The sequence below is a fragment of the Paenibacillus sp. FSL R7-0048 genome (assembly GCF_038004505.1).
Classification (GTDB): Bacteria; Bacillota; Bacilli; order Paenibacillales; family Paenibacillaceae; genus Paenibacillus_AQ; species Paenibacillus_AQ odorifer.
The window spans coordinates 712,377-734,501 of sequence record NZ_JBBORF010000001.1; the positions used below are offsets into that span (position 1 = coordinate 712,377).

Consider the following 22,125-nt stretch of genomic DNA (forward strand, 5'->3'; position numbering starts at 1 on the left):
GTGCCTAGAAGAATTTGTAAAAATGATTCTAAAGCATCAGTAGATAATTTAATATGTTAATCGTATGAAAAAGCCCTTACAAAGTCAATGAATTAGACGCTTTTGTAATGTAACTGTAAAGTGCGGCCCAACCTTTTCCGGCACATTTTTGGCACAACTCCGGCGGAGTGAATATACTGGACTTTCCATAGAGTTTTGCACTAAGATAGAGTTAGTTATAATGTAACCGAGTTTCATTTGATGAAACACGAGGGGGAGATTGTCATGGAGGACCGAAAGCTTACAGTGCGTGCGGTAGAACGTGCGCTTGATATATTGCTTTGTTTTACGCAGGACAGAGATTTAGGGTTGACGGAGATCGCTTCAAAGATTGATTTACATAAAAGTACCGTCCATCGGCTGCTGGCAACCTTGGAGGAAAAGGGCTTCCTCATTCGTAATCCGGCCACTGAGAAATACAGCTTGGGTATACGAATTTGGGAATTATCTACGCATTTGCCTGCTTTTGATGAGTCAGCCGCGGTATTATTGCCGTCAATGGAACGGCTGCGGGATCGGCTAGGGGAGACCGTTAGTTTATACTTACGCGACGGCATAGAACGTGTGCGGATTCAGGCGGTTCAGAGTCAGCAGGCCATCCGGCGAGTGGCGCAGATCGGTGCGAGATTGCCTTTATCTGTGGGCGCATCAAGTAAAGTGCTGGCAGCCTATGCTCCTCCAGAGGTGCTGAAAGAATTGCTGGAGAGTTCGGGATGGCCGAACTATGTTGAGAAGGATGTCTATCAAGAGCAGCTTAATGACATTATCCGGCTCGGATATGCCACCAGTTTTGAGGAACGCGAGCCCGGCGCGGCCGCGGTGGCGGTGCCTGTTACGGGCCGCAGTGGAAATGTGATTGCGGCGTTATCACTGTCCGGCCCAGTTAGTCGCCTATCCCGAGATACGCTAGTGGAATATGCCGCGGTACTGAAGGAAGCGGCTAGTGAAATGGGCATGATGATTCCTTAATTCGCTGGCTGAGACATACCTTGTTAAACAGCGAAGCAGCGATCTCTCCGTTACTGGAGGATCGCTGCTTTGCTGTTTTGGGGAGGGACTAGCCTATTGTGGGTAAGTGGCAGGAAACGATGGGTAACTGATGGATAATTGCTGGTTGACTGATGAGTGACTGATGGGTGACTGATGGGTGACTGATGGGTGACTGATGAGTGAGTGATGACTGACTGACGAGTGGCTGATGAGTGACTGATGAGTGACTGATGAGTGACTGATGAGTGACTGACGAGTGGCTGATGAGTGACTGATGAGTGACTGATGAGTGGCTGATGAGTGACTGATGGGTAACTGATGAGTGACTGATGAGTAATTAACGGCTAACTGATGGGTAATCAACAGCTAACTGACGGCTAGCTAATGGCTAACGGCTCCCCTACCTTGCGTTGGTTTGGTGAGCTTCAGTGAATATACGTTTCTTTGGAATCCTCAGTAACTCGTAATGCTGAGTCTGGAGAGTTAGAACCCAGAATCTAGATAGGCAGAGGGACGGAGGGGCGGGAGGATGGAAAGACGGAAAGGTAGAGAACCCACCATGAACCTACGAGCCAACGATCCTACGAGCCAACGAACCCACGAGCCAACGAACCCACGAGCCAACGAACCCACGAGCCAACGAACCTACGAGCCAACAAGCCAACGAACCCGCGAGCCAACGAACCTACGAGCCAACGAACCTACGAACCTACGAACTAATGAACTTACGAACCAATGAACTCACAAATCCGCGAACCCGCGAACCCGCGAACCCACGAACCCACGAACCCACGAACCCACGAACCCACGAGCCAATGAACTCACGAGCCAGTGAACTCACGAACCTACGAGCCAACGAACTTACGAGCCAACGAACCCACGAGCCAACGAACCCACGAGCCAACGAACCCACGAGCCAATGAACTCACAAATCCATGAACCCGCGAACCCGCGAACCCGCGAACCCGCGAACCCACGAACCCACGAACCCACGTATCTCATAACTCGTACACAAGTAATCTCGGGTTGTTATTTAGATATTCCCTGAGGCTTCCGGACTCAGAAGACGCTATTTGCCCATTTAAAGCCTTTTTGGCAGAGTTTCGGACCCCAGTGCAGCTATTCGGCAAAAATGGGCTCCTGTAGCGTGTTTTTCATGCCAATAGGGTCTATGGAGTCCGATCGCACGCTAAAAGTCGGATAATCGAGCGTATAGAGTCATCTGAGTCCGATAGCGCGGAATCCTAAGCGTCCCCTGGGGCGTGCGGACTCAGGGGACGCTATTTGCGAATTGACAGCCAGTTTGGCGTAGTTTCGGACCCCAGTGCAGCTATTCGGCAAAAATGGGCTCCTGTAGCGTGTTTTTCATGCCAATAGGGTCTATGGAGTCCGATCGCACGCCAAAAGTCGGATAATCGAGCGTATAGGGTCATCTGGGTCCGATAGCGCCGAATTCTAAGCGTCCCCTGAGACGTGCGGACTCAGGGGACGCTATTTGCGAATTGACAGCCAGTTTGGCGTAGTTTCGGACCCCAGTGCAGCTATTCGACAAAAACGGGCTCCTGTAGCGTGTTTTTCATGCTAATAGCGACTATGGAGTCCAATCGCACGCCAAAAGTCGGATAATCGAGCGAATAGAGTCATCTGAGTCCGATCGCGCGGAATCCTAAGCGTCCCCTGGGGCGTGCGGACTCAGGGGACGCTATTTGCGAATTGACAGCCATTTTGGCATAGTTTCGGACTCCAGTGCAGTTATTCGGCAAAAATGGGCTCCTGTAGCGTGTTTTTCATGCCAATAGGGTCTATGGAGTCCGATCGCACGCCAAAATTCGTAAATTTGTTCATTTAGAGTCATCTGAGTCCGATCGCGCGCCAAAAGTCGGATAATCGAGCGAATAGAGTCATCTGAGTCCGATAGCATGGAATCCTAGGCGTCCCCTGAGGCGCGCGGAATCCTAAATGTCCCCTGAGCCTCACGCAGCAATGGTGAAGATCCCAAAGACAACAGACAGTGGCACCCCACCCGCCACAAATTGGCTGCTGGAACGACTCCATAAAAAAGGGACTGCTCACAGCCACTCATGGCCGTGAAACAGTCCCTTTTTAAGTTACTTTAAATCTATTCTACCGACACCGCGGAAGAGTCTGTAGCATCTGCCAGCATCTGGCGAAGAACAGTCTGCAGGATACCGCCGTTGCGATAGTAATCAATATCGACTGTACTGTCGAGTCGTGCAATGACAGGGAAATCGAATTGTGTGCCGTCTTCACGGGTAGCCGTGACAGTTAGCTCTTGACTTGGTGCCACGTTGTTATCGAGACCAGTAATGTTGAAGGTCTCGCGTCCGGTCAGTCCCAAGCTGCTCCAGCCGTGGCCTTCTTGGAATTGAAGTGGGAGTACACCCATACCGACCAGATTGCTGCGGTGAATCCGCTCAAAGCTCTCAGCGATAACTGCTTTAACGCCAAGCAGAAGCGTACCCTTAGCTGCCCAGTCACGAGAGCTTCCTGTACCATACTCCTTACCAGCGATGACGATCAGATTTTGTCCAGCATCCTGATAGAGCATGGAAGCATCATAGATGGACATAACCTCGTCGCTTGGCAAGAAGGTAGTAACGCCGCCTTCTGTACCAGGAGCTACCGCGTTACGAATCCGAATGTTAGCGAACGTACCGCGCATCATGACTTCGTGGTTTCCGCGGCGTGAGCCGTAGGAGTTGAAGTCTGCACGTTCTACACCATGATCGCGCAAATATTCGCCAGCAGGACCAGAGGTAGAGATATTACCCGCTGGTGAGATATGGTCGGTTGTCACGGAATCAGCAAGCAGCGCTAGAACGCGTGCATCTTTGATATCCTTAATGTCTCCCAGACCGTCTGCCAGATGTTCGAAGAATGGCGGATTCTGGATGTACGTGGAATTATCATCCCACTCATACAGCTCGCCTTGCGGAACAGGAATCGAATTCCAACGTTCGTTAGCGGTGAATACATTTTCGTATTTGCTACGGAACATCTCCGGACTAAGGGAGAGACCAATGGCTTCACGAATTTCAGCAGTGGTTGGCCAGATATCTTTCAGGAATACTGGCTCACCTTGCGGATCAAATCCAAGTGGCTCAGTTTGCAAATCGATATTTACTGTACCAGCCAGTGCGTAAGCAACTACGAGCGGCGGTGAAGCCAAGTAGTTTGCTTTTACCTGAGCATGTACGCGGCCTTCAAAGTTCCGGTTACCGGAGATGACTGCGGCTACGGTCATGTCATTGTCAGTAATGGCTTGACTAACTTCTTCAGGCAATGGACCGGAGTTACCGATACAAGTGGCACAGCCATAACCAGCCAAGTAGAAGCCCAATGCTTCGAGTGGTTTCAGCAAGTCTGCTTTTTGCAGGTATTCAGTAACCACCAAGGATCCTGGAGTCAAGCTGCTCTTAACGTAAGCTGGTTTGGTCAGACCACGTTCCACAGCTTTTTTCGCCAAAAGACCTGCTCCAAGCATAACGCTAGGGTTGGAAGTATTCGTACAGCTAGTAATAGCTGCGATTACGACTGCGCCTGTGCTGAGCTTGCTGGTAGTATCATTTTTATGCTGTACTTCTACGACTTGAGCGATTTTCTCATCGCTGAGACCATAACCGCCTTTGTCTACAGGTGTACGGATAATACCTTCGAAATTTTCCTTCATATGCGTAAGTTCGATCCGGTCTTGTGGACGTTTTGGTCCAGCCAAGCTAGGAACGACAGAAGCTAAGTCAAGCTCAATCACATCGCTGAACTCAGGGTCTGGCGTATCCGAGGTACGGAACATCCCTTGTGCTTTGTAATAAGATTCAACCAACGCCACCAGATCATCCGGACGGCCCGTGCTGCGAAGATAAGCGAGTGTCTCGTCATCTACAGGGAAGAAACCGATAGTTGCTCCGTATTCTGGCGCCATGTTGGCAACAGTTGCCCGGTCAGCCAGACTGATGTTAGCAAGGCCAGGTCCGTAGAATTCGACGAATTTGCCGACTACACCCTTTTTACGCAACATTTCAGTTACTGTCAGTGCCAAATCCGTTGCTGTAGCTCCTTCGATAAGGCTGCCTGTAAGCTTGAAGCCCACTACATCAGGTGTAACAAAATAGAGCGGTTGTCCAAGCATTCCTGCTTCAGCCTCAATACCGCCTACACCCCAGCCCACAACACCCAGACCATTGATCATCGTGGTATGGGAATCCGTTCCTACAAGGGAATCTGGATAAACGACAGTTTCACCATCGAGAGTTTTAGTAGTGGCAACGGAAGCTAAATACTCTAGATTTACCTGGTGCACGATACCTGTTGCTGGTGGAACTGCACGGAAGTTGTTAAAAGCTGTCTGTGCCCAACGAAGGAAACGGTAACGCTCCTCGTTGCGTTCGAACTCAACGTTCATATTGTATTCCAAGGCGTCTGCTGTACCGAAAGCATCAACCATGACAGAGTGGTCAATTACAAGGTCAACCGGGACAAGCGGATTGATCTGTTTAGGATCTCCTCCGGCTTTTTTTACAGTATCACGCATAGCTGCGAGATCCACGACTACCGGAACTCCGGTGAAATCCTGAAGCACGATACGAGCAGGGATAAATGGAATTTCTTTATTACGGTCAATGTCACCTGACCAATCGGCCAGTTGTTTCACATGTTCTTCAGTAATTGCCCGTCCGTCAAACTGACGTACAGCAGCCTCTAGTAGGACTTTGATCGAAAAAGGCAGGGAAGAAATAGAGCCCAATCCTTGTTCCTCAAGGGACTTCAGATCATAATAGCGATAAGATTTGCCGCCTGATTCCAGGGTCCGAGCCAATGAAAAATGATCCTTGCTTGGCATATATGCGCCTCCTTGTTTCGTCTAATGAAACCCAATTTCAAATTGCTTCTAGCTTAATTATAACGGTTACAAAGTGGGGAGTAAAGTTTTTTTTCCTACATCTAAAGCCCGAATTATGCCTGAGAAAATGCCAAGCTACCCTTCCATTGTTATATTGTATCGTTTCGGGATATTCTTTTTACCTCAAAAAGAGCCATTTAAAGGAGATAATACGAAAGAATTCACCGGAATCCTTGGTTTTACTTAATTATTAGGCGAAATACACACTGAATTTCTCTTCCTCAGTCATTAGGTGATAGGGTCCTCGTTGTCGATGTTGGATTGAGATGTCGGACTTGGGGTTAGATTTTTTGCCTGAAACATCCTTAACTATTCAACCGATCTGTATAGCGGCCTGTTTCCTTTCATATACATAGAACAGCAGTTAAAAGGGAAAGAAGGGGCGCGAGTATAATGGAACAACAGTGGAAGCAAAGTCTTTATGTATATGTTGATCAAGTGAATAAGGCCAGGGTGGAGCCTAAGTCATCATCGCATACCGTTTCCGTATCCGTTAAAGATCCGCGTTTTCTGGTAGAACAAGGGGAGCGTTCAAGACGTCTTGCGGAGTGGTATAAAGAACGTGGGATAACTCCTTTGCGCGGAGAGACAGGGGTTAAGACTTTGCGGACCGTCCGGCAGACTCCGACCGAGGTAGTAGCAGAGGTTACACTGCATAGTGCCCTTTATTATGAAAAAGGCGGTGTTAACCACCGCGAGGATATTATCGAGCTGGAGCGGCTGACCTTTGTACGGGACGGTGGGGGCTGGGAGATTGCTGGTGTGGAACGAAGTGTCCCTGAAAGAAATACGGTTCATCGGGCAGAGGTAGAGCTATCGGGCAGACTATCCAAATGGGGAGAGGCTTTGCCGGCACCGCTGCCATCACAGCCCCTGCTAAACCGGAATGTCCTCGGAGAAATTGCAGGTTCAAGAGATGTTCGTTATAACCGTGAAGAAGCTGTGGCGTATGCCGACCGCTGGTGGAAAGACGGCAATCCGGAGTTCGAAACCTTCGAGGTGGATTGCACAAATTATGTCTCCCAATGTCTCTTTGCAGGGGGAGCACCTATCAACTATACTGGTAAAAGAGAAACGGGCTGGTGGTACAAAGGTTACCAAGGCAAACAAGAATGGTGGAGCTATAGCTGGGCTGTATCAGACAGTCTGCAACGCTATTTGAGCGGAAGTCGGAGCAGTGGCTTGCGTGCGGAAGTCATGGAGCGGCCGGAGCAATTGATGCTGGGCGATATCATTCAATATGACTGGGATGGCAACGGGCAGTATCAGCACAGCACAATCGTCACAGCTTTTGATGCAGGAGGCATGCCGCTTGTGAATGCACGTACCGTTAGCAGCCGTCATCGGTATTGGGATTATCGTGATTCCTACGCATGGACTGATCAAACGAAATACCGTTTTTTTCATATTAACGACTACTTATAGTACAGAAAGAGGTTAAGGGAATGGGGAACGCAAAACTAACCGTAGGGCTGGTGTACGGGGGCAAATCAGGAGAACATGAGGTATCGCTACAGACGGCTTTTGCCGTGATGAACTCATTTGATTATGATAAATATGAGATTATACCTTTTTACATTTCAAAACAGGGATTGTGGAAGGTTGGAGAGAAGTTATCAGCTCCTTACAGCCAAGTGGAGCAGCTCAAGCTTGCAGAAGCGACCGAAGATATGGGCACAGCCCTGAACGTGGTATTTAGTGGATTATCGGGTGCTGACCAAACAGTGGACGTAATGTTCCCGCTGTTGCACGGCACGTATGGTGAGGACGGAACGATTCAAGGGTTGTTCGAAATGGCGAATATTCCTTATATCGGTGCTGGTGTTCTTGCCTCTTCGGCAGGTATGGATAAGGTGGTCATGAAGAAGCTGTTCGCTGATGCCGGTCTGGATCAATGCGAGTTTTGTTATTTCAACATCAGCGCTTGGAAAAGAAAACGTCATGAGTTGATTGTTGGTGTAGAGGATAAACTGGGATATCCGGTATTCGTGAAGCCTGCCAATCTAGGCTCAAGTGTAGGTATTTCTAAGGCTGCCGATAAGGATAGTCTTGTAAAAGCCATTGATTTTGCTTTCCGCTATGATACCAAAGTTATTATTGAGGAGTTTGTGGATGCGCGTGAGGTAGAGGTTGGCGTGCTTGGAAATGATGAACCAGAAGCCTCTGTTCCGGGTGAAATCGTTTCTTCTGGTGAATATTATGATTACGCAGCCAAATATACGGACGGCAAATCGCAAATGATGATTCCTGCACCAGTGGATTCTGAAGTGGCCGATCGTTTGCGGGAGTCCGCGATAGTTGCTTTTCGAGCGATTGAGGGCAGTGGAATTACCCGGGCAGACTTCTTCTTGCGAAAATCGGATGGTAAAATTCTAATTAACGAAGTGAACACGATGCCTGGTTTCACTCCTTACAGCATGTATCCGCTATTGTGGCGTGAGACGGGTGTATCTTATAGAGCTCTGTTAGACCGAATGATTGAGTTAGCCTTGGAGCGCTATAATTTTAAACAAGGTCTTAAGTACGACAACGAGTAATAGAAGCTATAGCGGGAATATCCCGACTGGAAGGAGAGAAGAAACATGGGTTTTCAAACAGAATTCAACTCCGTCTGCAAATTCAAGAGTGAACAAGAGCTGTACGAGCTGCTGGAATATGGGCGCACCAAAATGGTGAAGCAAGGCTTTCGTGTGTATCCGACGGGTCAAAAGGTTATTGCTTACACCCCTGAAAATGTAGCTGTAGCCATTGTCAAAATTTCAGCCTCGATTGCAGAGATTAATTTTCAAGGGCATGAGGTTACCGCGGTCGAGATGGAGCTTGTGCGTAAGCTGAATGAAGAAGAGTCCAGAGTGCAGACGGCTTTGGCTGAGGAAATGTTTTTTGGAGCACAGGGATGATTGTCCGCTTCGGATATGTAGCGATGTCCACCGTTATCAAAGACTGCTCCCCATCCAAGACAATGACGATGGCCTCTTTTAAGAAGCTGGATGACCGTGAAGCGGCACTTCGGCGTTTGGAGAACATCGCTAGAATGAATCTGCATAATACGCTGCGGTTGATGAAGCATAATGTGGCTTCGGACATCATGGTGTACCGCCTCACTTCCAAAATCATTCCTTTGGCGACGCATCCGGATTTGCAGGACTGGAATCCGTTTGCGGCGCTCGCCGAGGAATTTGCGGAAGTGGGCCAATATGTGAAAAAGCACGGGCTGCGCGTTTCTTTTCATCCAGATCACTTTACAGTACTTAGTACACCCCGTCCGGAGGTGCTGATAAACTCCGTACGGGATTTGCAGTACCATGTGGACATGCTGGTTGCTATGGGGCTTCCTGCCATGGCGAAGAACAATATCCATATTGGCGGAGCTTATGGGGACAAGCCTGTAGCGGCGAAGCGATTCGAGGAGCATTTCCGCGCGCTGCCGGCAGCGCTGCAGGAGCGTATAACGCTGGAGAATGACGATAAGACATTTACAGCTCCGGAGACACTGGCAGTCAGTCAGAGCGTAGGATTACCGATGGTGCTGGATATTCACCACCAATGGGTGAATAATGAAGGAGAGCTCCCTTGGGAGCTGTGGCCTGACATTTTGCAGACATGGCAAAGCGAGCTAGCACAGAAGGACGTTCCTTCTGGAGAGCTTTTGCCGCCTAAGATTCATGTATCCAGTCCGCGCAGCCCGTCTGATCCGCGCAGCCATGCGGATGGCGTGGAACCTGCGCCTTTGCTGGCTTTTCTGAAACGTATTGCCGCAGATACGCCTGCTGTCGATGTTATGATTGAGGCGAAACTAAAAGATGGCGCGTTATTTGGATTGATGGAGGCTATGAAGGAGCTGGCTGAGGCTGGTAACGGAATTTCCTTATTAAATGGGGCAAGCGTGAATATTGAACCTTAAACAATGAAAATAAGGAGATAGGTCCCGAATACGGGTCCTATCATGACTTGATATGTAACTTGAAATAGGGTACGTTGAATGAAACTTTAATCGCTTATCGTCTTTATATGGACCTGGGGCATTTATGCTCGCAGATGAGAATTGGGTCCTCTTTTGGCGGAACTTTGGGAACTTGGGGAACGTTTTGACGTATTGCACGGTATTGTGAATAGGATTGCTTTAGAATTAAAGCCATTGGCGATTATGTTCAAGAAAGTGGAGTGAAGATATGAGTCCTTTAAATCCAGAGGGTAAGAATGAACGTGAACCCTATGTAGTAACAAGCAAGGGACATACGGCGGTGGCCATTAATGCGGCTGCCAAAGCAGGAGAATGGATAAAGAGCAGACAGGGTCTCGTGAAGGAGCTGAATACAAAAACTTCAGCACAAGATCTGGTTACGGAAGTTGATAAAGGCGTTGAGCAAATGATTCGCAGGCTGATCCTGACACATTTTCCCGACCATGCCATTCTCGGGGAAGAAGGGGTTTCGCCAGGAGCAGCAGCGGCTACCGCTGCATTGGAAGAAGCTCGTGAGCATGAATATTTGTGGATTGTAGATCCTGTAGATGGTACGACTAATTTCGTACACGGATTTCCTTTTTACTGTGTCTCCATAGCATTGGTGATTCGCGGTGAACTAACTGTAGGCGTTATTTATGATCCGACTCGTGATGAAATGTTCGTCGCTGAAAAAGGAAAGGGAGCTTACATGCACGGTGTTCCTACCTCGGTCTCTACGGAGACTGATTTTGGGGACAGCCTGATTGCTATGGGCTTTCCGCCGGATCGTGAGTTTGCACAACCTGTGAATATGGCCGGACTGCAAAGTATTCTTCCGCAGATTCGTGGTATTCGTGCCGGAGGCGCGGCTGCTCTACATTTAGCTTATGTGGCGGCAGGCCGTGTAGATGGCTATTGGGAAGTGGGCTTAAGCCCTTGGGACTGTGCAGCAGGAGTACTGCTTGTACTTGAATCAGGAGGCAAGATTACGGATACCCTAGGACGTTCATATGATATTGGTACACGCCATGTAGTAGCAAGTAATGGCCACATTCACGAATATTTGGTTTCGTCACTGAAGAATGCTGAAGCAACAGGATATAAGCTTTAGGGAGGACGATACAGCATGAGTGAGAAGGATGATTTGGAACGCAAGCTGAGCGAAATGTTGGTAGATGGTGAGATGGAACAAGGCGATCGTACGGCTAAGGAAATCCGGGAAATCTCACCTAAATATGAAATTCGTATTCAGACTACGCTCGATCCTATTGTGGAAGAAACATTACGTTATCGTAAGATTGGATATGAGCTGGATGACCGTTATGATAAATATCTGGAGCGTGCAGGGCAGAAGTTAGAGTCAGATGAAGATTCAGACAATAATAGCCAGTGATTTGCGAGGGGCGGTTTCCTGAATATAGGAGGCCGCTCTTTTGCGTTGCTATCCTGGATGGTAGAATGGAATTAGAACAATTTGGGAGGGATACGATGCTAGGCAATTGGAAAAAAATTTGGGCAGCTGGCATAAGCAGCCTGCTTTTGTTATCTGCGCTGATTAGCGTAGGAGCAGGCACGGCAAATGCGGCTGACACGACTGCGATACAAGACTCTGGGCAAGATGTCTTTCGCATCGTAGCTCTAGGTGATTCCATTACTGCTGGCTACGAGCCAGGAATGACGGACGTGAATACTAAGCCATACGGCTATGCGGAGAGATTGCTTGAGCAGGGCTGGTATCATGGCAGAAGTACACTTACTAATTATGGTATTCTAGGGCTGACTACAGCCGGATTACGTAATTACACAGGAGCGATCAAGGATGGTTCAGTGATTACTGCTGAAGGAGTTCAGGCAGGTCTCCCAGATCCACGAATAGAGCAGTTCGTGAAGCTAACTCCGCAGATCGCAGCAGAGCTTAAGGAAGCTGATCTGATTACCATTACGATTGGCGGGAATGATGTAAGCAGTCTGTTCTTGCAGTTCAAGGAGCTGACGGATGCGGATTTCCAAACACAGCTGGACCAGCGGCTAGCGGATTATCAAACAAATGTGAAGGCATTGCTGGAGAATATTCGTGCGGTAAGTCCGCAAACGACGATTATACTGGCCGATCAATATCAGCCTGCCCCTAAGGTTGCGCTTGGTCAAATGTACAACAGATTAATGACGGCAGCGGGCAAATTTACGGAAGCAGCGGATAGTGTAGCTGCAAGCGTGAACCAAGAGGGAGCGAAGGTGCTTGTAGCTCATGTTGCGGCAAAGTTTGCCGGGGTAGAAGGCTCGCTGACACATATTATTGGAGCAGGGCAAACTGATTTTCACCCGACGCAGCTTGGATACGAGACTATTGCTAAGGTCTTTGCGGAGTTACAATGGGGAGAGTATCGCGTTCCTAGTGTAGCTACAATGGCTACTGCATCGGTACCGATGTCGATTGTAGTGAAGGGCGTGGAGTTGAATACACCCAATAAGCCTATCCTTAAAAATGGGCAGAACTTTTTGGCGCTAAAAGATATTCTAAATGCCGTGGGCGCAAGCGGGAAGTGGGATAACAAAACCTCCAGCGCTACCATCGTGTATGGTGGAAGAACTGTTGTGATCACCATTGGCTCGAAATTTATTAAGGTGAATGGAGAGAACGTGGCTATTGATACTCCAGCTTTTCTGCAAAAGGTAGGCAAGGAGGACAAAACCTACTTACCCCTTGCCGCTTTGGCGACAGGACTTGGATTCGATGTTAATTACAGCAGCAAACTGCGAACTGCTTTCATAAATCCATAAAGCTGCATACTATACATCATAAGAAATTAAATTAAGCCCGTAAGGAAAAGGTGGATGGAATATTGTCTAGTTCAAAATATAATGCTGAATATATCATCACCATGGATGATATAGTGCGGGAGGGTCATCCCGTACTTCGTACCGTAGCGCAACCAGTGGAGCTTCCATTACAGGCGGAAGATCGTGAGGCTTTGCAATGTATGCTTCAATTTCTGAAGAACAGTCAGGACCCGGAGATTTCCGAAGAATATAAGCTGCGCTCTGGCGTAGGTCTGTCGGCGAATCAAATCGGACTGGAGAAGCGTATGTTCGCGATGTATCTTACAGACGAGAGAGGGCGGGCTGTAGAGCATGCTTGGGTTAACCCTAAGATCATAAGCCACTCCTTGTCTATGGTGTACTTACCAGAAAGCGAGGGCTGTCTGTCCGTTGATCGTCCCGTGCATGGCTTTGTACCTCGGTATGAAACCGTGAAGGTGAAGGGTTATGATCTGGAGGGCAAGGAGGTTATCCTTAAATTTAAGGGCTACCAAGCTATCATCATCCAGCATGAAATAGATCATCTCGATGGGATTATGTTCTATGACCGAATTAACAAGGAGAATCCGTTTAAGCTGCCTCAGGGCGTGGAGATCCGGAACTTATATGAGTAGGAGAGTAACTCTGAATTAAAAAGCGGGCGACCTTACAGCGTAAAGCTGATGGTCGCTTTTTTTTACCTATCGGCAAGATTATGATATTTCAAATATTTTACAAATCAATCGGAAGGATGTACCCTTACAATTAATAGATTTAAATTAGTAATAAGAGGAGGACCTTAAATGAACTGGAGCAGAATGCCAATTAGAGGATTCGCCAACGAATACAATGATGAGGTTAAAAAGATTGATGAGCAGATTTTGAGTCTGATTCAGGAACGTAAAGCTATAACAGGCAAGAAACGATTATCCCCTGATAGTAAGCTACTTGAGGAATGGGTAACTAGATTCGAGATGAACACTACTCAGATTGTGCAGCATTTGCATCTTATGAATGAAACTGTACCCAGAAGACAATATTGGGAAGAGCCTGGTTTATTGCTGGGAGTGCTTCCGATTGTGAAGCGGACGGTCGTTGAAGAATGCGAGTATATACTTACGCATGCTATGCAGTATGAAGCCTTCAGCATAGTTACTGTGGAAATCAAATATTTAAAAGAAGCTGTAGGACATATCCATCTTCGAACGGCTTTAACGCTTGAAGTGGCGGGTGAGAATGAATATGAAGTGCAGCCGCATGGTGGTCATGGAGGTGGAGCGCATACACAAATGCAATTCTTGGTCGCCCCAACGCTGCCGGAGCATCTGGAGGGTGTAGAGTTTTCACTAGTACCTGGGAGCGAGCAAATGTTAAGACCGTTAATGACTGAGATTACGTTGGACAAGCAGGTGGATTTTACATGAGAGCAGTAGAATATTTGGACTTCCAAACGCTGTTAGCGGATGAAATCCGTAGATAAAAGTGGTCACTATCAACCTATATTCTCTGTAAATGAACAGAATTAGGGATTTCCTCCCTAAAAAATGATGTAAGTTCTTTGTTTTCCGCTAAATCAGCTAAATTATAGGGAGGGTTTCCCTAATTATCTATTCAAGCTCCCTAACCCTTGTACTAAACTCCGGGAAGGTCTGGCGATACCTGTTACGTAGCCTAGAGAAATTGACGCTTGAGATCGGCTGGCTTAAGCTTGCCACAAGCTACAGAGGCAGACCGTGGATGAGTAAAAATGTAGAGCAGCGATCCTCCAATATAGGAGAATCGCTGCTCTTTTAACATTTGCGGTTTATGGGACTGGGACAGCCCCTTAATCTATGCAGCTATTATTCAGCTTATAGAGCACTGCGTTTCATAATCCATTCTTATTTCTCAGCCGCCATAGCGCGGAAGGATTCTTCAGCTGCGATAAGTGTAGCATCAATATCTGCATCAGTATGTGCTGTGGTCAGGAACCAAGCTTCGTATTTCGAAGGGGCAAGGTTAATGCCACGGTTCAGCATATGCCGGAAGAAGCTGGCGAACAATTCGCCGTCTGTATCCTGAGCCTCGTCATAATTCGTAACCGGATGATTACAGAAATGAGTGGAGAACGAACCACGGATGCGGTTGATTGTCAGTGGAATGCCATGACGGTCTGCAGATGCTTTAAGTCCATCGGCGAGGCGGATTGCAAGCCGATCCATTTCTTCGTATACACCCTCTGCACTCAGAACCTCTAAACAAGCAATCCCTGCAGAGATAGACGCAGGATTGCCCGCCATTGTGCCGGCTTGATATGCCGGTCCAAGTGGAGCTACCTGTTCCATAACATGCTTGCGGCCGCCGTAAGCGCCGATAGGCAGGCCGCCACCGATGATTTTGCCAAGTGCAGTAAGGTCAGGAGTAATGTCCTCATGATTATCCAGCCCCGCATAGGTTTGTGTAGAACCATAATGGAAGCGGAAGGCAGTAATGACTTCGTCATAAATAACAAGGGAGCCATTATCGTGAGCCAGCTTGCAAAGTCCTTCGAGGAAACCAGGCTTAGGCATCACCATGCCGAAATTCCCCACAATCGGTTCAACCATAACAGCTGCGACATCTTCGCCCCATTTCTCCAGCGCCTCTTTCAGGCTGTCCAGATCATTAAAGGGAACGGTGATTACCTCCTGGGCGATACTGCTTGGAACACCGGCACTATCTGGAATGCCAAGTGTAGAAGGTCCGGATCCTGCTGCTACAAGCACCAGATCAGAGTGGCCGTGGTAACAGCCAGCGAATTTTACGATTTTGCTGCGTTTTGTATAGGCACGGGCTACACGAATCGTTGTCATAACCGCTTCGGTTCCGGAATTGACGAAACGTACTTTATCCATAGATGGAATGGCTTCTTTTAGCATTTTAGCAAGTTTAATTTCGAGCTGGGTTGGGGTTCCGTAAAGAACACCATTTTCTGCTGCTGTAGTAATTGCTTTGGTAATATGAGGGTGGGCATGGCCGGTAATGATCGGTCCATAGGCTTGGAGATAATCGATATATTCATTGCCGTCTTCATCCCAGAAGTGAGATCCACTGGCGCGTTTCATAAATACAGGTGCTCCGCCGCCAACGGCTTTGAAGGAGCGGGAAGGGCTATTTACACCTCCAACGATATGCTGGAGGGCTTCGTGATAAAGTTGTTCAGATGTGGAACGATTCATAATGTGATCATCCTTTCGATTGTTGGTGCTCAAGGGAACGGGCGAACAACGGTGTTTTCCGTTGTCCGCCCGTATTATACCAAGTCACAGCTTTGTGTACATGTGAACTTTGCTTGTCAGGCCCTTAATGGGTCCCGGCAGAACTGCTATTGGAGGTGTTCTCCGATGTAGGGGTTGGTGTTGGCTCAGGACCATTTATGGTATCCTGTATAAATTCTTTTAGCTTCTTTTCGCTACGAATTCCGATAACCTGTGATCCGTCACTTGTAGTCTCCTCAGTGAGCAGATCCATTGGCGGAATTTGCTCACTGCCACCCATACTGCTATTATACCCTACGCTTGCCAGCTTCCACATATCATTAACTGACATATTGGTTTCAATATAAGGCGTAACCTGCGACAGGATATTTGGCAGCTTGACAATGGAGGTGGTGCTGATCAACTTATCAGCCACAGCCTTGAGAAAACCGCGTTGGCGCTCGGTTCGAGTGAAATCGGAGGTAGCGTCATGCCGAAAGCGAACATATTGTAGCGCCATGTTGCCGTCAAGATGCTGATATCCTTTTTTTAGATCAATATCATATTCCGGACCGTCTGCAACGGTTTTGTAGACCATATCTTTTTCGACTTCATAATCCACACCCCCAACGGCATCAACCAGCTTGATGAATCCTTGGAAGTCCGTGTAGACATAATATTGAATTGGGATACCGAGCAGATCGCTGACGGTCTGCATCGCAGTATTAGGTCCATAAATAATCGCTGTATTAATACGTTTCTCGCCATGATCTGGAATCGGAACGTACGTATCTCTCAGTATTGAAAATACACTGATTTTCTTCTTCACAGGGTCAAGAGAAGCGACGAGCATTGTATCTGAACGGGGGATTTCCCCTTTCTTCACACCTCGGGCATCTACACCCATTAATAGGATATTAACAGGCTCTGTACCTTCCCACTTAGGAGGCTCAGGGGTATCGACATCAACGGTCTCTGCATTTTGAAAAGGTGAATCTTCAGTATTCGACATGCTACCAAGCTCATTGTAAATGGTTGTAATGTAGAAAATGGCCCCACCGATAATAAGGAGGAGTATAATGGCCAGCGTCCAAAGCAGCGGTTTCTTTTTTGACTTACCAGTCTTTGCGTGCCTTTTCTTTCTAGGTGGCATTTCTCGTTCTTCCTTTCGCATTCACGTTGACTACATTATAATTTCTTTTGGGGATACGTGCAATTTAGGAATAATTCCCCAATCTTAAGAAGGAGTGGATATATCTTGATCGAAGTAGCTATTGGACAAAAAGTACCCAATTTCACCCTTCCCTCTTCCAATGGGCATGAGGTTAGTTTGAGTGATTTCTTGGGCCGAAAGGTCATCTTATATTTTTACCCTAAAAATATGACACCAGCCTGCACGCAGGAGGCCTGCGAATTTCGTGATGCTTTTGATCAAATCACGGCGGTGGGTGCGGTTGTTCTGGGCATTAGTCTGGACTCTTTGGCCTCACACGCTAAATTTACAGAGAAGCATAGTTTGCCCTTTCCACTGCTGTCTGATGAGGATCATAAGGTAAGTGAAATGTTCGGCGTATGGCAGCTCAAGAAACTTTACGGCAAAGAATTTATGGGAATTGTGCGATCTACTTTTCTGATTGATGAGCAGGGGATATTAGTGGAAGAATGGCGGAAGGTACGGGTAAAAGGGCATGTCGCAAACACGATAGCAGGAATAAGCGAATCATAAATTTTACTAATTACTTTTTATAGATGTCTATTACATTTTTAACAGCTTATATAAGGTGTTGTCATGATATAGTTTCCTCATAATTGCTTCAAATTTGGAGCAAGAAGAGGTGGTGGAGTGATAATGCTGCATATTGGGCTTGATATCGGATCAACTACTGCTAAATTAGTTGTCATAGAGCGGGACATCATTGTTTATCAAGACTATGTAAGACATTATAGCGATATTAAAAAAGCGGCCCTCTCTCTTCTGTCTGATGTACGCGACAGATTCCCAGAGAGGGGAGCTAGGCTTACTGTAAGCGGTTCCTCGGGGTTGTCTTTATCCAAATTAGGTGGAGTTCCCTTTATTCAGGAGGTGATTGCCTGTACGAAGGCGATCAGTGCGCTGATCCCGGAATGTGACACGGCGATTGAACTGGGTGGAGAGGACGCTAAGATAATATATCTTCGGGGCGGCATTGAGCAGCGTATGAATACAGCCTGCGCGGGTGGAACGGGAGCGTTCATCGATCAGATGGCAGCGCTGCTGCAGACCGATCCGGCAGGCTTAAATGTTTTGGCGGAGAAGCATGAGCGAATCTATCCCATAGCTTCACGCTGTGGTGTCTTTGCCAAAAGCGATGTACAGCCGCTGCTTAATGAAGGAGCACGCCGGGAGGATGTGGCGGCTTCGATCTTTCAGAGTATCGTTAATCAGACGATTAGCGGTCTTGCTTGTGGACGTCCGATTCGAGGACGGGTGGCTTTTCTTGGCGGCCCGCTGACCTTCCTGCCTGCCTTGCGGCAGCGTTTTGCGGAAACGCTGGAGCTGGCGGAGGAGGATATCCTGTTCCCGGAACGCTCACAGTATTTCGTGGCGATTGGAGCTGCGCTCTCCGAAGCTGATCCAGTCGTATTGCCACTTTCAAGCTGGATCACGCGAATTGCGGCGGTTGATTTTACTGCGGATCGAGCTGCGGATGCTGAATTGCCTCCGCTTTTTGAGAATGCCGCTGAGCTTGCAGAATTTCGGCTTCGTCACGGCAAAGCCTCTGCAGCGAGATCAGATTTAGCCTTATATCGTGGACCTTGTTATCTAGGAATTGATGCCGGCTCAACCACAACTAAACTCGTGTTAACCGGTTCGGCTGACGAAATTCTCTATACCTTTTATGGCAGCAACAAAGGCAACCCGCTGCATTCGGTCAGCGATGCACTGAAGGAGATCTACCGGGTTCTGCCTGAAGGCTGCCATATCGCAGGATCATATGTGACAGGGTACGGTGAGGGGTTAATCAAGGCCGCTCTGCGGACAGATGGCGGAGAAGTAGAGACTGTTGCACACTATAAGGCAGCTTCCAAGTTCATGCCAGAAGTAGATTTCATACTGGATATCGGTGGGCAGGACATGAAGTGCATCAAAATCCGTGGCGGTGCTATCGACAGCCTTATGCTCAATGAAGCTTGTTCAGCCGGTTGTGGCTCTTTTCTGGAGAGCTTTGCCTCTGCCCTCGGACTTGGGATCGAGGAATTTGCCAAAACTGCACTCGAAGCGACTCAGCCTGTTAATTTGGGCTCGCGCTGCACGGTGTTCATGAACTCTAAGGTCAAGCAGGTTCAGAAGGAGGGCGCATCATTAGCGGATTTATCGGCGGGTCTTGCCTACTCTGTGATCAAGAATGCTCTGCAAAAGGTAATTAAAATCCGCAATCCGGAGGACTTAGGGCGAAATATCATCGTTCAGGGCGGTACCTTCTATAATGAAGCTGTATTGCGCGCCTTTGAGTCCTTGACGGGGCGGACGGTGGTTAGACCGGATATAGCTGGCGTAATGGGAGCTTACGGCTGTGCACTGATTGCGCGTGAGCAAGCAGGGGTTAACGGATCCAGTACGCTGCTTGGAGCAGAGGAGCTTGCCAGCTTTAAATATGAGGTCTCCTCAGGCCGCTGTGGCCGCTGTGGGAATAACTGTGCGCTGACGATCAGTCGTTTTCCGGATAAGAGCTTTTATGTGACCGGCAATCGCTGCGAACGCGGCGCAGGAGTCAAAAAAGAGAAAAATGTCCTGCCGAATCTGATGCAGTATAAATATGAACGGTTTTTTGAGTACGAGAGTTTACCGGAAACAGGGGCATGGCGGGGGACCGTCGGGATTCCGCGTACCATGAATATGTTTGAGAATTACCCGTTCTGGCACACTTTTTTCACCAAACTGGGCTATCGGGTGATTCTCTCCCCTAAATCAAGCAAGAAGCTCTTCGAAAGCGGCATGGATACGATTCCTTCAGAATCGATATGTTATCCTGCGAAGATGGCGCATGGACATGTGCAAAGCCTGATCGGTAAAGGTGTCGATTTTATTTTTTATCCAGCGGTGGTGTATGAGAAAAAAGAAGATGAAGCTGCGGATAACCACTTCAATTGTCCAGTAGTCGCCTCTTATCCCGAAGTCATTCGCAACAATATGGATGGGTTAAAGGACAATGGAATCAAGCTTGTCAGTCCATTCCTGACCTTCGATGATATTTCTGCGCTGACCAAAGGGCTGGTGAAGACATTTACCAGCATTCCGCGAGAAGAGATTGCGTCCGCGGTGCAAGCGGGACTTACAGAGGCTGATAACGCCAAAGGTGATGTGCGTACCAAAGGGGAAGAGACCCTTGTGTACCTAGCTGATACTGGAACCAAAGGAATCCTGCTCTGTGGGCACCCTTATCATGCCGATCCTGAGATTAATCACGGGATAGCGGATATGATAACCGGGATGGGACTCGCCGTGCTGACAGAAGATTCTGTCTGCCATCTGGACCACAGCGAAGGGGATGTGGCTGTTGTTAATCAGTGGACCTACCATGCCCGGATGTACCGTGCAGCCCGCCTTGCTGCAGTCCGCTCGGATCTGGAGCTTGTTCAATTGACTTCCTTCGGCTGTGGGATCGATGCGATCACTTGTGATGCCGTACAGGATATTATGGAAAGACATAACAAGGTATATACATTGATCAAAATCGATGAGATCAGCAATCTTGGTGCAGCGCGCATTCGGCTTCGTTCATTGCTGGCGGCAATGCGTGAGCGTGAAAAAGGTAAGGTAGTGCCGCAAAAGCCGCCAAAAGTGCAGGCTAATGTGTTATTTACAAAGGAAATGAAAGAGACCTATACCATTCTTGCGCCACAGATGTCGCCTATTCATTTTGAATTGTTTGAGCAGGTGTTTCGCGATGCCGGATACCGCCTGAAGATACTTGAGACGACCGGACCCGAAGAGACAGAAGAAGGTCTGAGATACGTTAATAATGATGCGTGTTATCCGGCAATTGTGACGATTGGCCAGATTCTGTCGGCGCTGAAAAGTGGGGAATACGATCCGGATCGTACTGCTGTGATTATGTCACAGACGGGTGGCGGCTGCCGGGCTACGAATTATATTTCTTTGCTGCGCAAAGCCTTAAAGGATTCAGACCTTGAACAAATTCCGGTGATTTCACTCAACGCTTCAGGGATGGAGAATCAGCCGGGTTTCCGTATCAGTCTTAAGCTGGCGAATCGGTTGATAGCTGCCGCTTGTTACGGTGATCTTATGATGCGGATGTTAAATCACTTTAGGCCGCATGAGGTTGTTCCAGGAAGTGCTGAAATTCTATTCCGCAAAGGGATGGAGCGTTGCAAGGCAAGCTTATCCAACTTTTCATTCCGAGAATACAAACGCCTGATTCGTGAGATTGTTGCAGAGTTCTGCAAGCTGCCCGTTACAGGTGTTACTAAACCAAGAGTAGGCATTGTCGGTGAGATCCTGATCAAATTTCATCCGGATGCTAATAACCGCATTATAGAGATGATCGAGGCAGAGGGCGGGGAAGCGGTAATGCCGGATTTCCTGGATTTCATTTTCTATTGTGTATATAATCCGATCTACAAAGCTGAGCAATTCGGCAAAAGCAAACGGCTCGGCTATATCAATCCCATGCTGATCTCTTATCTGGAAATTTACCGTAAGCCGATTAAGGTTGCCCTTGAGGATGCGGGGCTGGCTAAAGGACGGGAGAATATTTATGGTCTTGCCGAGAAGGCCAGCCGACTGGTGTCCGTAGGGAATCAGATGGGTGAGGGCTGGTTTTTAACCGCAGAAATGATGGATTTGTTGGATAATGGTGTGAACAACATCGCCTGTATTCAACCGTTCGCGTGCCTGCCCAACCATATCACCGGGCGTGGGATGATTAAAGGTCTTAAGGAATTATATCCGGGTGCAAATATCGTGGCGATTGACTATGATGCTGGAGTTAGCGTAGTCAACCAAGCGAATCGGATTAAGCTGATGATGTCAATTGCCAGCAGCCAGGAAGAGACTAAGCCATCTAATTTAAAACTGCAGGATAAGCCTCAGCAGCAGACTTTACCTGAAAGTTCATACAGCTTAACCTGAGCATTGTTCAGACGAAAAAGCGGGCCAAGGATCTACCTTGGTTCGCTTTTTTTATGCTTTGTGCACTTATGTATGATTTTCA

The 22,125-nt window shown here is 48.0% G+C and carries 16 protein-coding genes; 13 read left to right on the forward strand and 3 right to left on the reverse strand.

From position 1 onward, the window contains the following. Positions 1-264 precede the first annotated feature (264 nt). Together NSQ91_RS03120 and NSQ91_RS03125 are read left to right on the forward strand one after the other, a co-directional pair. The gene (locus NSQ91_RS03120; RefSeq protein ID WP_076305673.1) at positions 265-1,008 is read left to right on the forward strand and encodes an IclR family transcriptional regulator; all 744 of its coding nucleotides are present in this window, start codon (positions 265-267) and stop codon (positions 1,006-1,008) included. A gap of 550 nt (positions 1,009-1,558) precedes the next feature. Then, positions 1,559-1,768, forward strand: coding sequence for a hypothetical protein (locus NSQ91_RS03125; RefSeq protein ID WP_340916359.1), 210 nt, complete (start codon positions 1,559-1,561; stop codon positions 1,766-1,768). A 1,380-nt stretch (positions 1,769-3,148) separates the two neighbouring features. On the opposite strand, the gene acnA is transcribed toward NSQ91_RS03125, so the two are convergent. After that, complete coding sequence (gene acnA, locus NSQ91_RS03130) at positions 3,149-5,890, reverse strand: aconitate hydratase AcnA (RefSeq protein WP_340916362.1); 2,742 nt, start codon at positions 5,888-5,890, stop codon at positions 3,149-3,151. 453 nt (positions 5,891-6,343) lie between these two features. Here acnA and NSQ91_RS03135 point away from each other — a divergent pair, with 453 nt between their 5' ends. The 9 genes from NSQ91_RS03135 to NSQ91_RS03175 all read left to right on the forward strand — a co-directional run bounded on the left by NSQ91_RS03135 (position 6,344) and on the right by NSQ91_RS03175 (position 14,119). Then, positions 6,344-7,375 carry an amidase domain-containing protein gene (locus tag NSQ91_RS03135; RefSeq protein ID WP_445670796.1) on the forward strand — a complete coding sequence of 344 codons (1,032 nt, stop codon included), beginning with the start codon at positions 6,344-6,346 and terminating at the stop codon, positions 7,373-7,375. A 20-nt stretch (positions 7,376-7,395) separates the two neighbouring features. Next, positions 7,396-8,487, forward strand: a complete 1,092-nt coding sequence (locus NSQ91_RS03140; RefSeq protein ID WP_076130522.1) for a D-alanine--D-alanine ligase — start codon at positions 7,396-7,398, stop codon at positions 8,485-8,487. 45 nt (positions 8,488-8,532) lie between these two features. Next, positions 8,533-8,850: a hypothetical protein gene (locus tag NSQ91_RS03145; protein WP_036679853.1), complete on the forward strand. Its 318-nt coding sequence runs from the start codon at positions 8,533-8,535 to the stop codon at positions 8,848-8,850. Further along, positions 8,847-9,854, forward strand: a complete 1,008-nt coding sequence (gene uvsE, locus NSQ91_RS03150) for a UV DNA damage repair endonuclease UvsE (protein WP_339246253.1) — start codon at positions 8,847-8,849, stop codon at positions 9,852-9,854. The genes NSQ91_RS03145 and uvsE overlap by 4 nt, the downstream gene beginning before the upstream one ends. Positions 9,855-10,122: 268 nt before the next feature. Further along, positions 10,123-11,007, forward strand: coding sequence for an inositol monophosphatase family protein (locus tag NSQ91_RS03155; RefSeq protein ID WP_036679857.1), 885 nt, complete (start codon positions 10,123-10,125; stop codon positions 11,005-11,007). Between the two features lie 15 nt (positions 11,008-11,022). Further along, complete coding sequence (locus NSQ91_RS03160) at positions 11,023-11,289, forward strand: hypothetical protein (RefSeq protein WP_076130524.1); 267 nt, start codon at positions 11,023-11,025, stop codon at positions 11,287-11,289. A 95-nt stretch (positions 11,290-11,384) separates the two neighbouring features. Then, positions 11,385-12,677: a stalk domain-containing protein gene (locus tag NSQ91_RS03165; RefSeq protein WP_340916365.1), complete on the forward strand. Its 1,293-nt coding sequence runs from the start codon at positions 11,385-11,387 to the stop codon at positions 12,675-12,677. Positions 12,678-12,778: 101 nt separating this feature from the next. Continuing rightward, a complete protein-coding gene (gene def, locus NSQ91_RS03170) occupies positions 12,779-13,330 on the forward strand; it encodes a peptide deformylase (RefSeq protein ID WP_076282520.1) in 552 nt (183 codons plus the stop codon). A gap of 168 nt (positions 13,331-13,498) precedes the next feature. Beyond that, positions 13,499-14,119, forward strand: coding sequence for a hypothetical protein (locus tag NSQ91_RS03175; RefSeq protein ID WP_038568624.1), 621 nt, complete (start codon positions 13,499-13,501; stop codon positions 14,117-14,119). 456 nt (positions 14,120-14,575) lie between these two features. Here NSQ91_RS03175 and NSQ91_RS03180 read toward each other — a convergent pair whose 3' ends face one another. Both NSQ91_RS03180 and NSQ91_RS03185 read right to left on the reverse strand, forming a co-directional pair. Further along, on the reverse strand, positions 14,576-15,892 hold the full coding sequence (locus tag NSQ91_RS03180; protein WP_076307388.1) for a glutamate-1-semialdehyde 2,1-aminomutase: 1,317 nt from the start codon (positions 15,890-15,892) through the stop codon (positions 14,576-14,578). Positions 15,893-16,016: 124 nt separating this feature from the next. Continuing rightward, complete coding sequence (locus NSQ91_RS03185) at positions 16,017-17,063, reverse strand: LCP family protein (RefSeq protein WP_076282484.1); 1,047 nt, start codon at positions 17,061-17,063, stop codon at positions 16,017-16,019. A gap of 105 nt (positions 17,064-17,168) precedes the next feature. On the opposite strand from NSQ91_RS03185, the gene bcp reads away from it, so the two are divergent. Both bcp and NSQ91_RS03195 read left to right on the forward strand, forming a co-directional pair. After that, the gene (gene bcp, locus NSQ91_RS03190) at positions 17,169-17,636 is read left to right on the forward strand and encodes a thioredoxin-dependent thiol peroxidase (RefSeq protein ID WP_340916367.1); all 468 of its coding nucleotides are present in this window, start codon (positions 17,169-17,171) and stop codon (positions 17,634-17,636) included. Positions 17,637-17,759: 123 nt separating this feature from the next. Then, positions 17,760-22,043, forward strand: coding sequence for an acyl-CoA dehydratase activase-related protein (locus NSQ91_RS03195; protein ID WP_340921391.1), 4,284 nt, complete (start codon positions 17,760-17,762; stop codon positions 22,041-22,043). The last annotated feature ends 82 nt before the right edge of the window (positions 22,044-22,125 follow it).

Excerpts from the sequence above, each read along its gene's own strand:
- NSQ91_RS03120 (WP_076305673.1), top strand. The coding sequence starts at position 265 with ATGGAGGACCGAAAGCTTACAGTGCGTGCGGTAGAACGTGCGCTTGAT.
- NSQ91_RS03125 (WP_340916359.1), top strand. The coding sequence starts at position 1,559 with ATGGAAAGACGGAAAGGTAGAGAACCCACCATGAACCTACGAGCCAAC.
- acnA (WP_340916362.1), bottom strand. The coding sequence starts at position 5,890 with ATGCCAAGCAAGGATCATTTTTCATTGGCTCGGACCCTGGAATCAGGC.
- NSQ91_RS03135 (WP_445670796.1), top strand. The coding sequence starts at position 6,344 with ATGGAACAACAGTGGAAGCAAAGTCTTTATGTATATGTTGATCAAGTG.
- NSQ91_RS03140 (WP_076130522.1), top strand. The coding sequence starts at position 7,396 with ATGGGGAACGCAAAACTAACCGTAGGGCTGGTGTACGGGGGCAAATCA.
- NSQ91_RS03145 (WP_036679853.1), top strand. The coding sequence starts at position 8,533 with ATGGGTTTTCAAACAGAATTCAACTCCGTCTGCAAATTCAAGAGTGAA.
- uvsE (WP_339246253.1), top strand. The coding sequence starts at position 8,847 with ATGATTGTCCGCTTCGGATATGTAGCGATGTCCACCGTTATCAAAGAC.
- NSQ91_RS03155 (WP_036679857.1), top strand. The coding sequence starts at position 10,123 with ATGAGTCCTTTAAATCCAGAGGGTAAGAATGAACGTGAACCCTATGTA.
- NSQ91_RS03160 (WP_076130524.1), top strand. The coding sequence starts at position 11,023 with ATGAGTGAGAAGGATGATTTGGAACGCAAGCTGAGCGAAATGTTGGTA.
- NSQ91_RS03165 (WP_340916365.1), top strand. The coding sequence starts at position 11,385 with ATGCTAGGCAATTGGAAAAAAATTTGGGCAGCTGGCATAAGCAGCCTG.
- def (WP_076282520.1), top strand. The coding sequence starts at position 12,779 with ATGGATGATATAGTGCGGGAGGGTCATCCCGTACTTCGTACCGTAGCG.
- NSQ91_RS03175 (WP_038568624.1), top strand. The coding sequence starts at position 13,499 with ATGAACTGGAGCAGAATGCCAATTAGAGGATTCGCCAACGAATACAAT.
- NSQ91_RS03180 (WP_076307388.1), bottom strand. The coding sequence starts at position 15,892 with ATGAATCGTTCCACATCTGAACAACTTTATCACGAAGCCCTCCAGCAT.
- NSQ91_RS03185 (WP_076282484.1), bottom strand. The coding sequence starts at position 17,063 with ATGCCACCTAGAAAGAAAAGGCACGCAAAGACTGGTAAGTCAAAAAAG.
- NSQ91_RS03195 (WP_340921391.1), top strand. The coding sequence starts at position 17,760 with ATGCTGCATATTGGGCTTGATATCGGATCAACTACTGCTAAATTAGTT.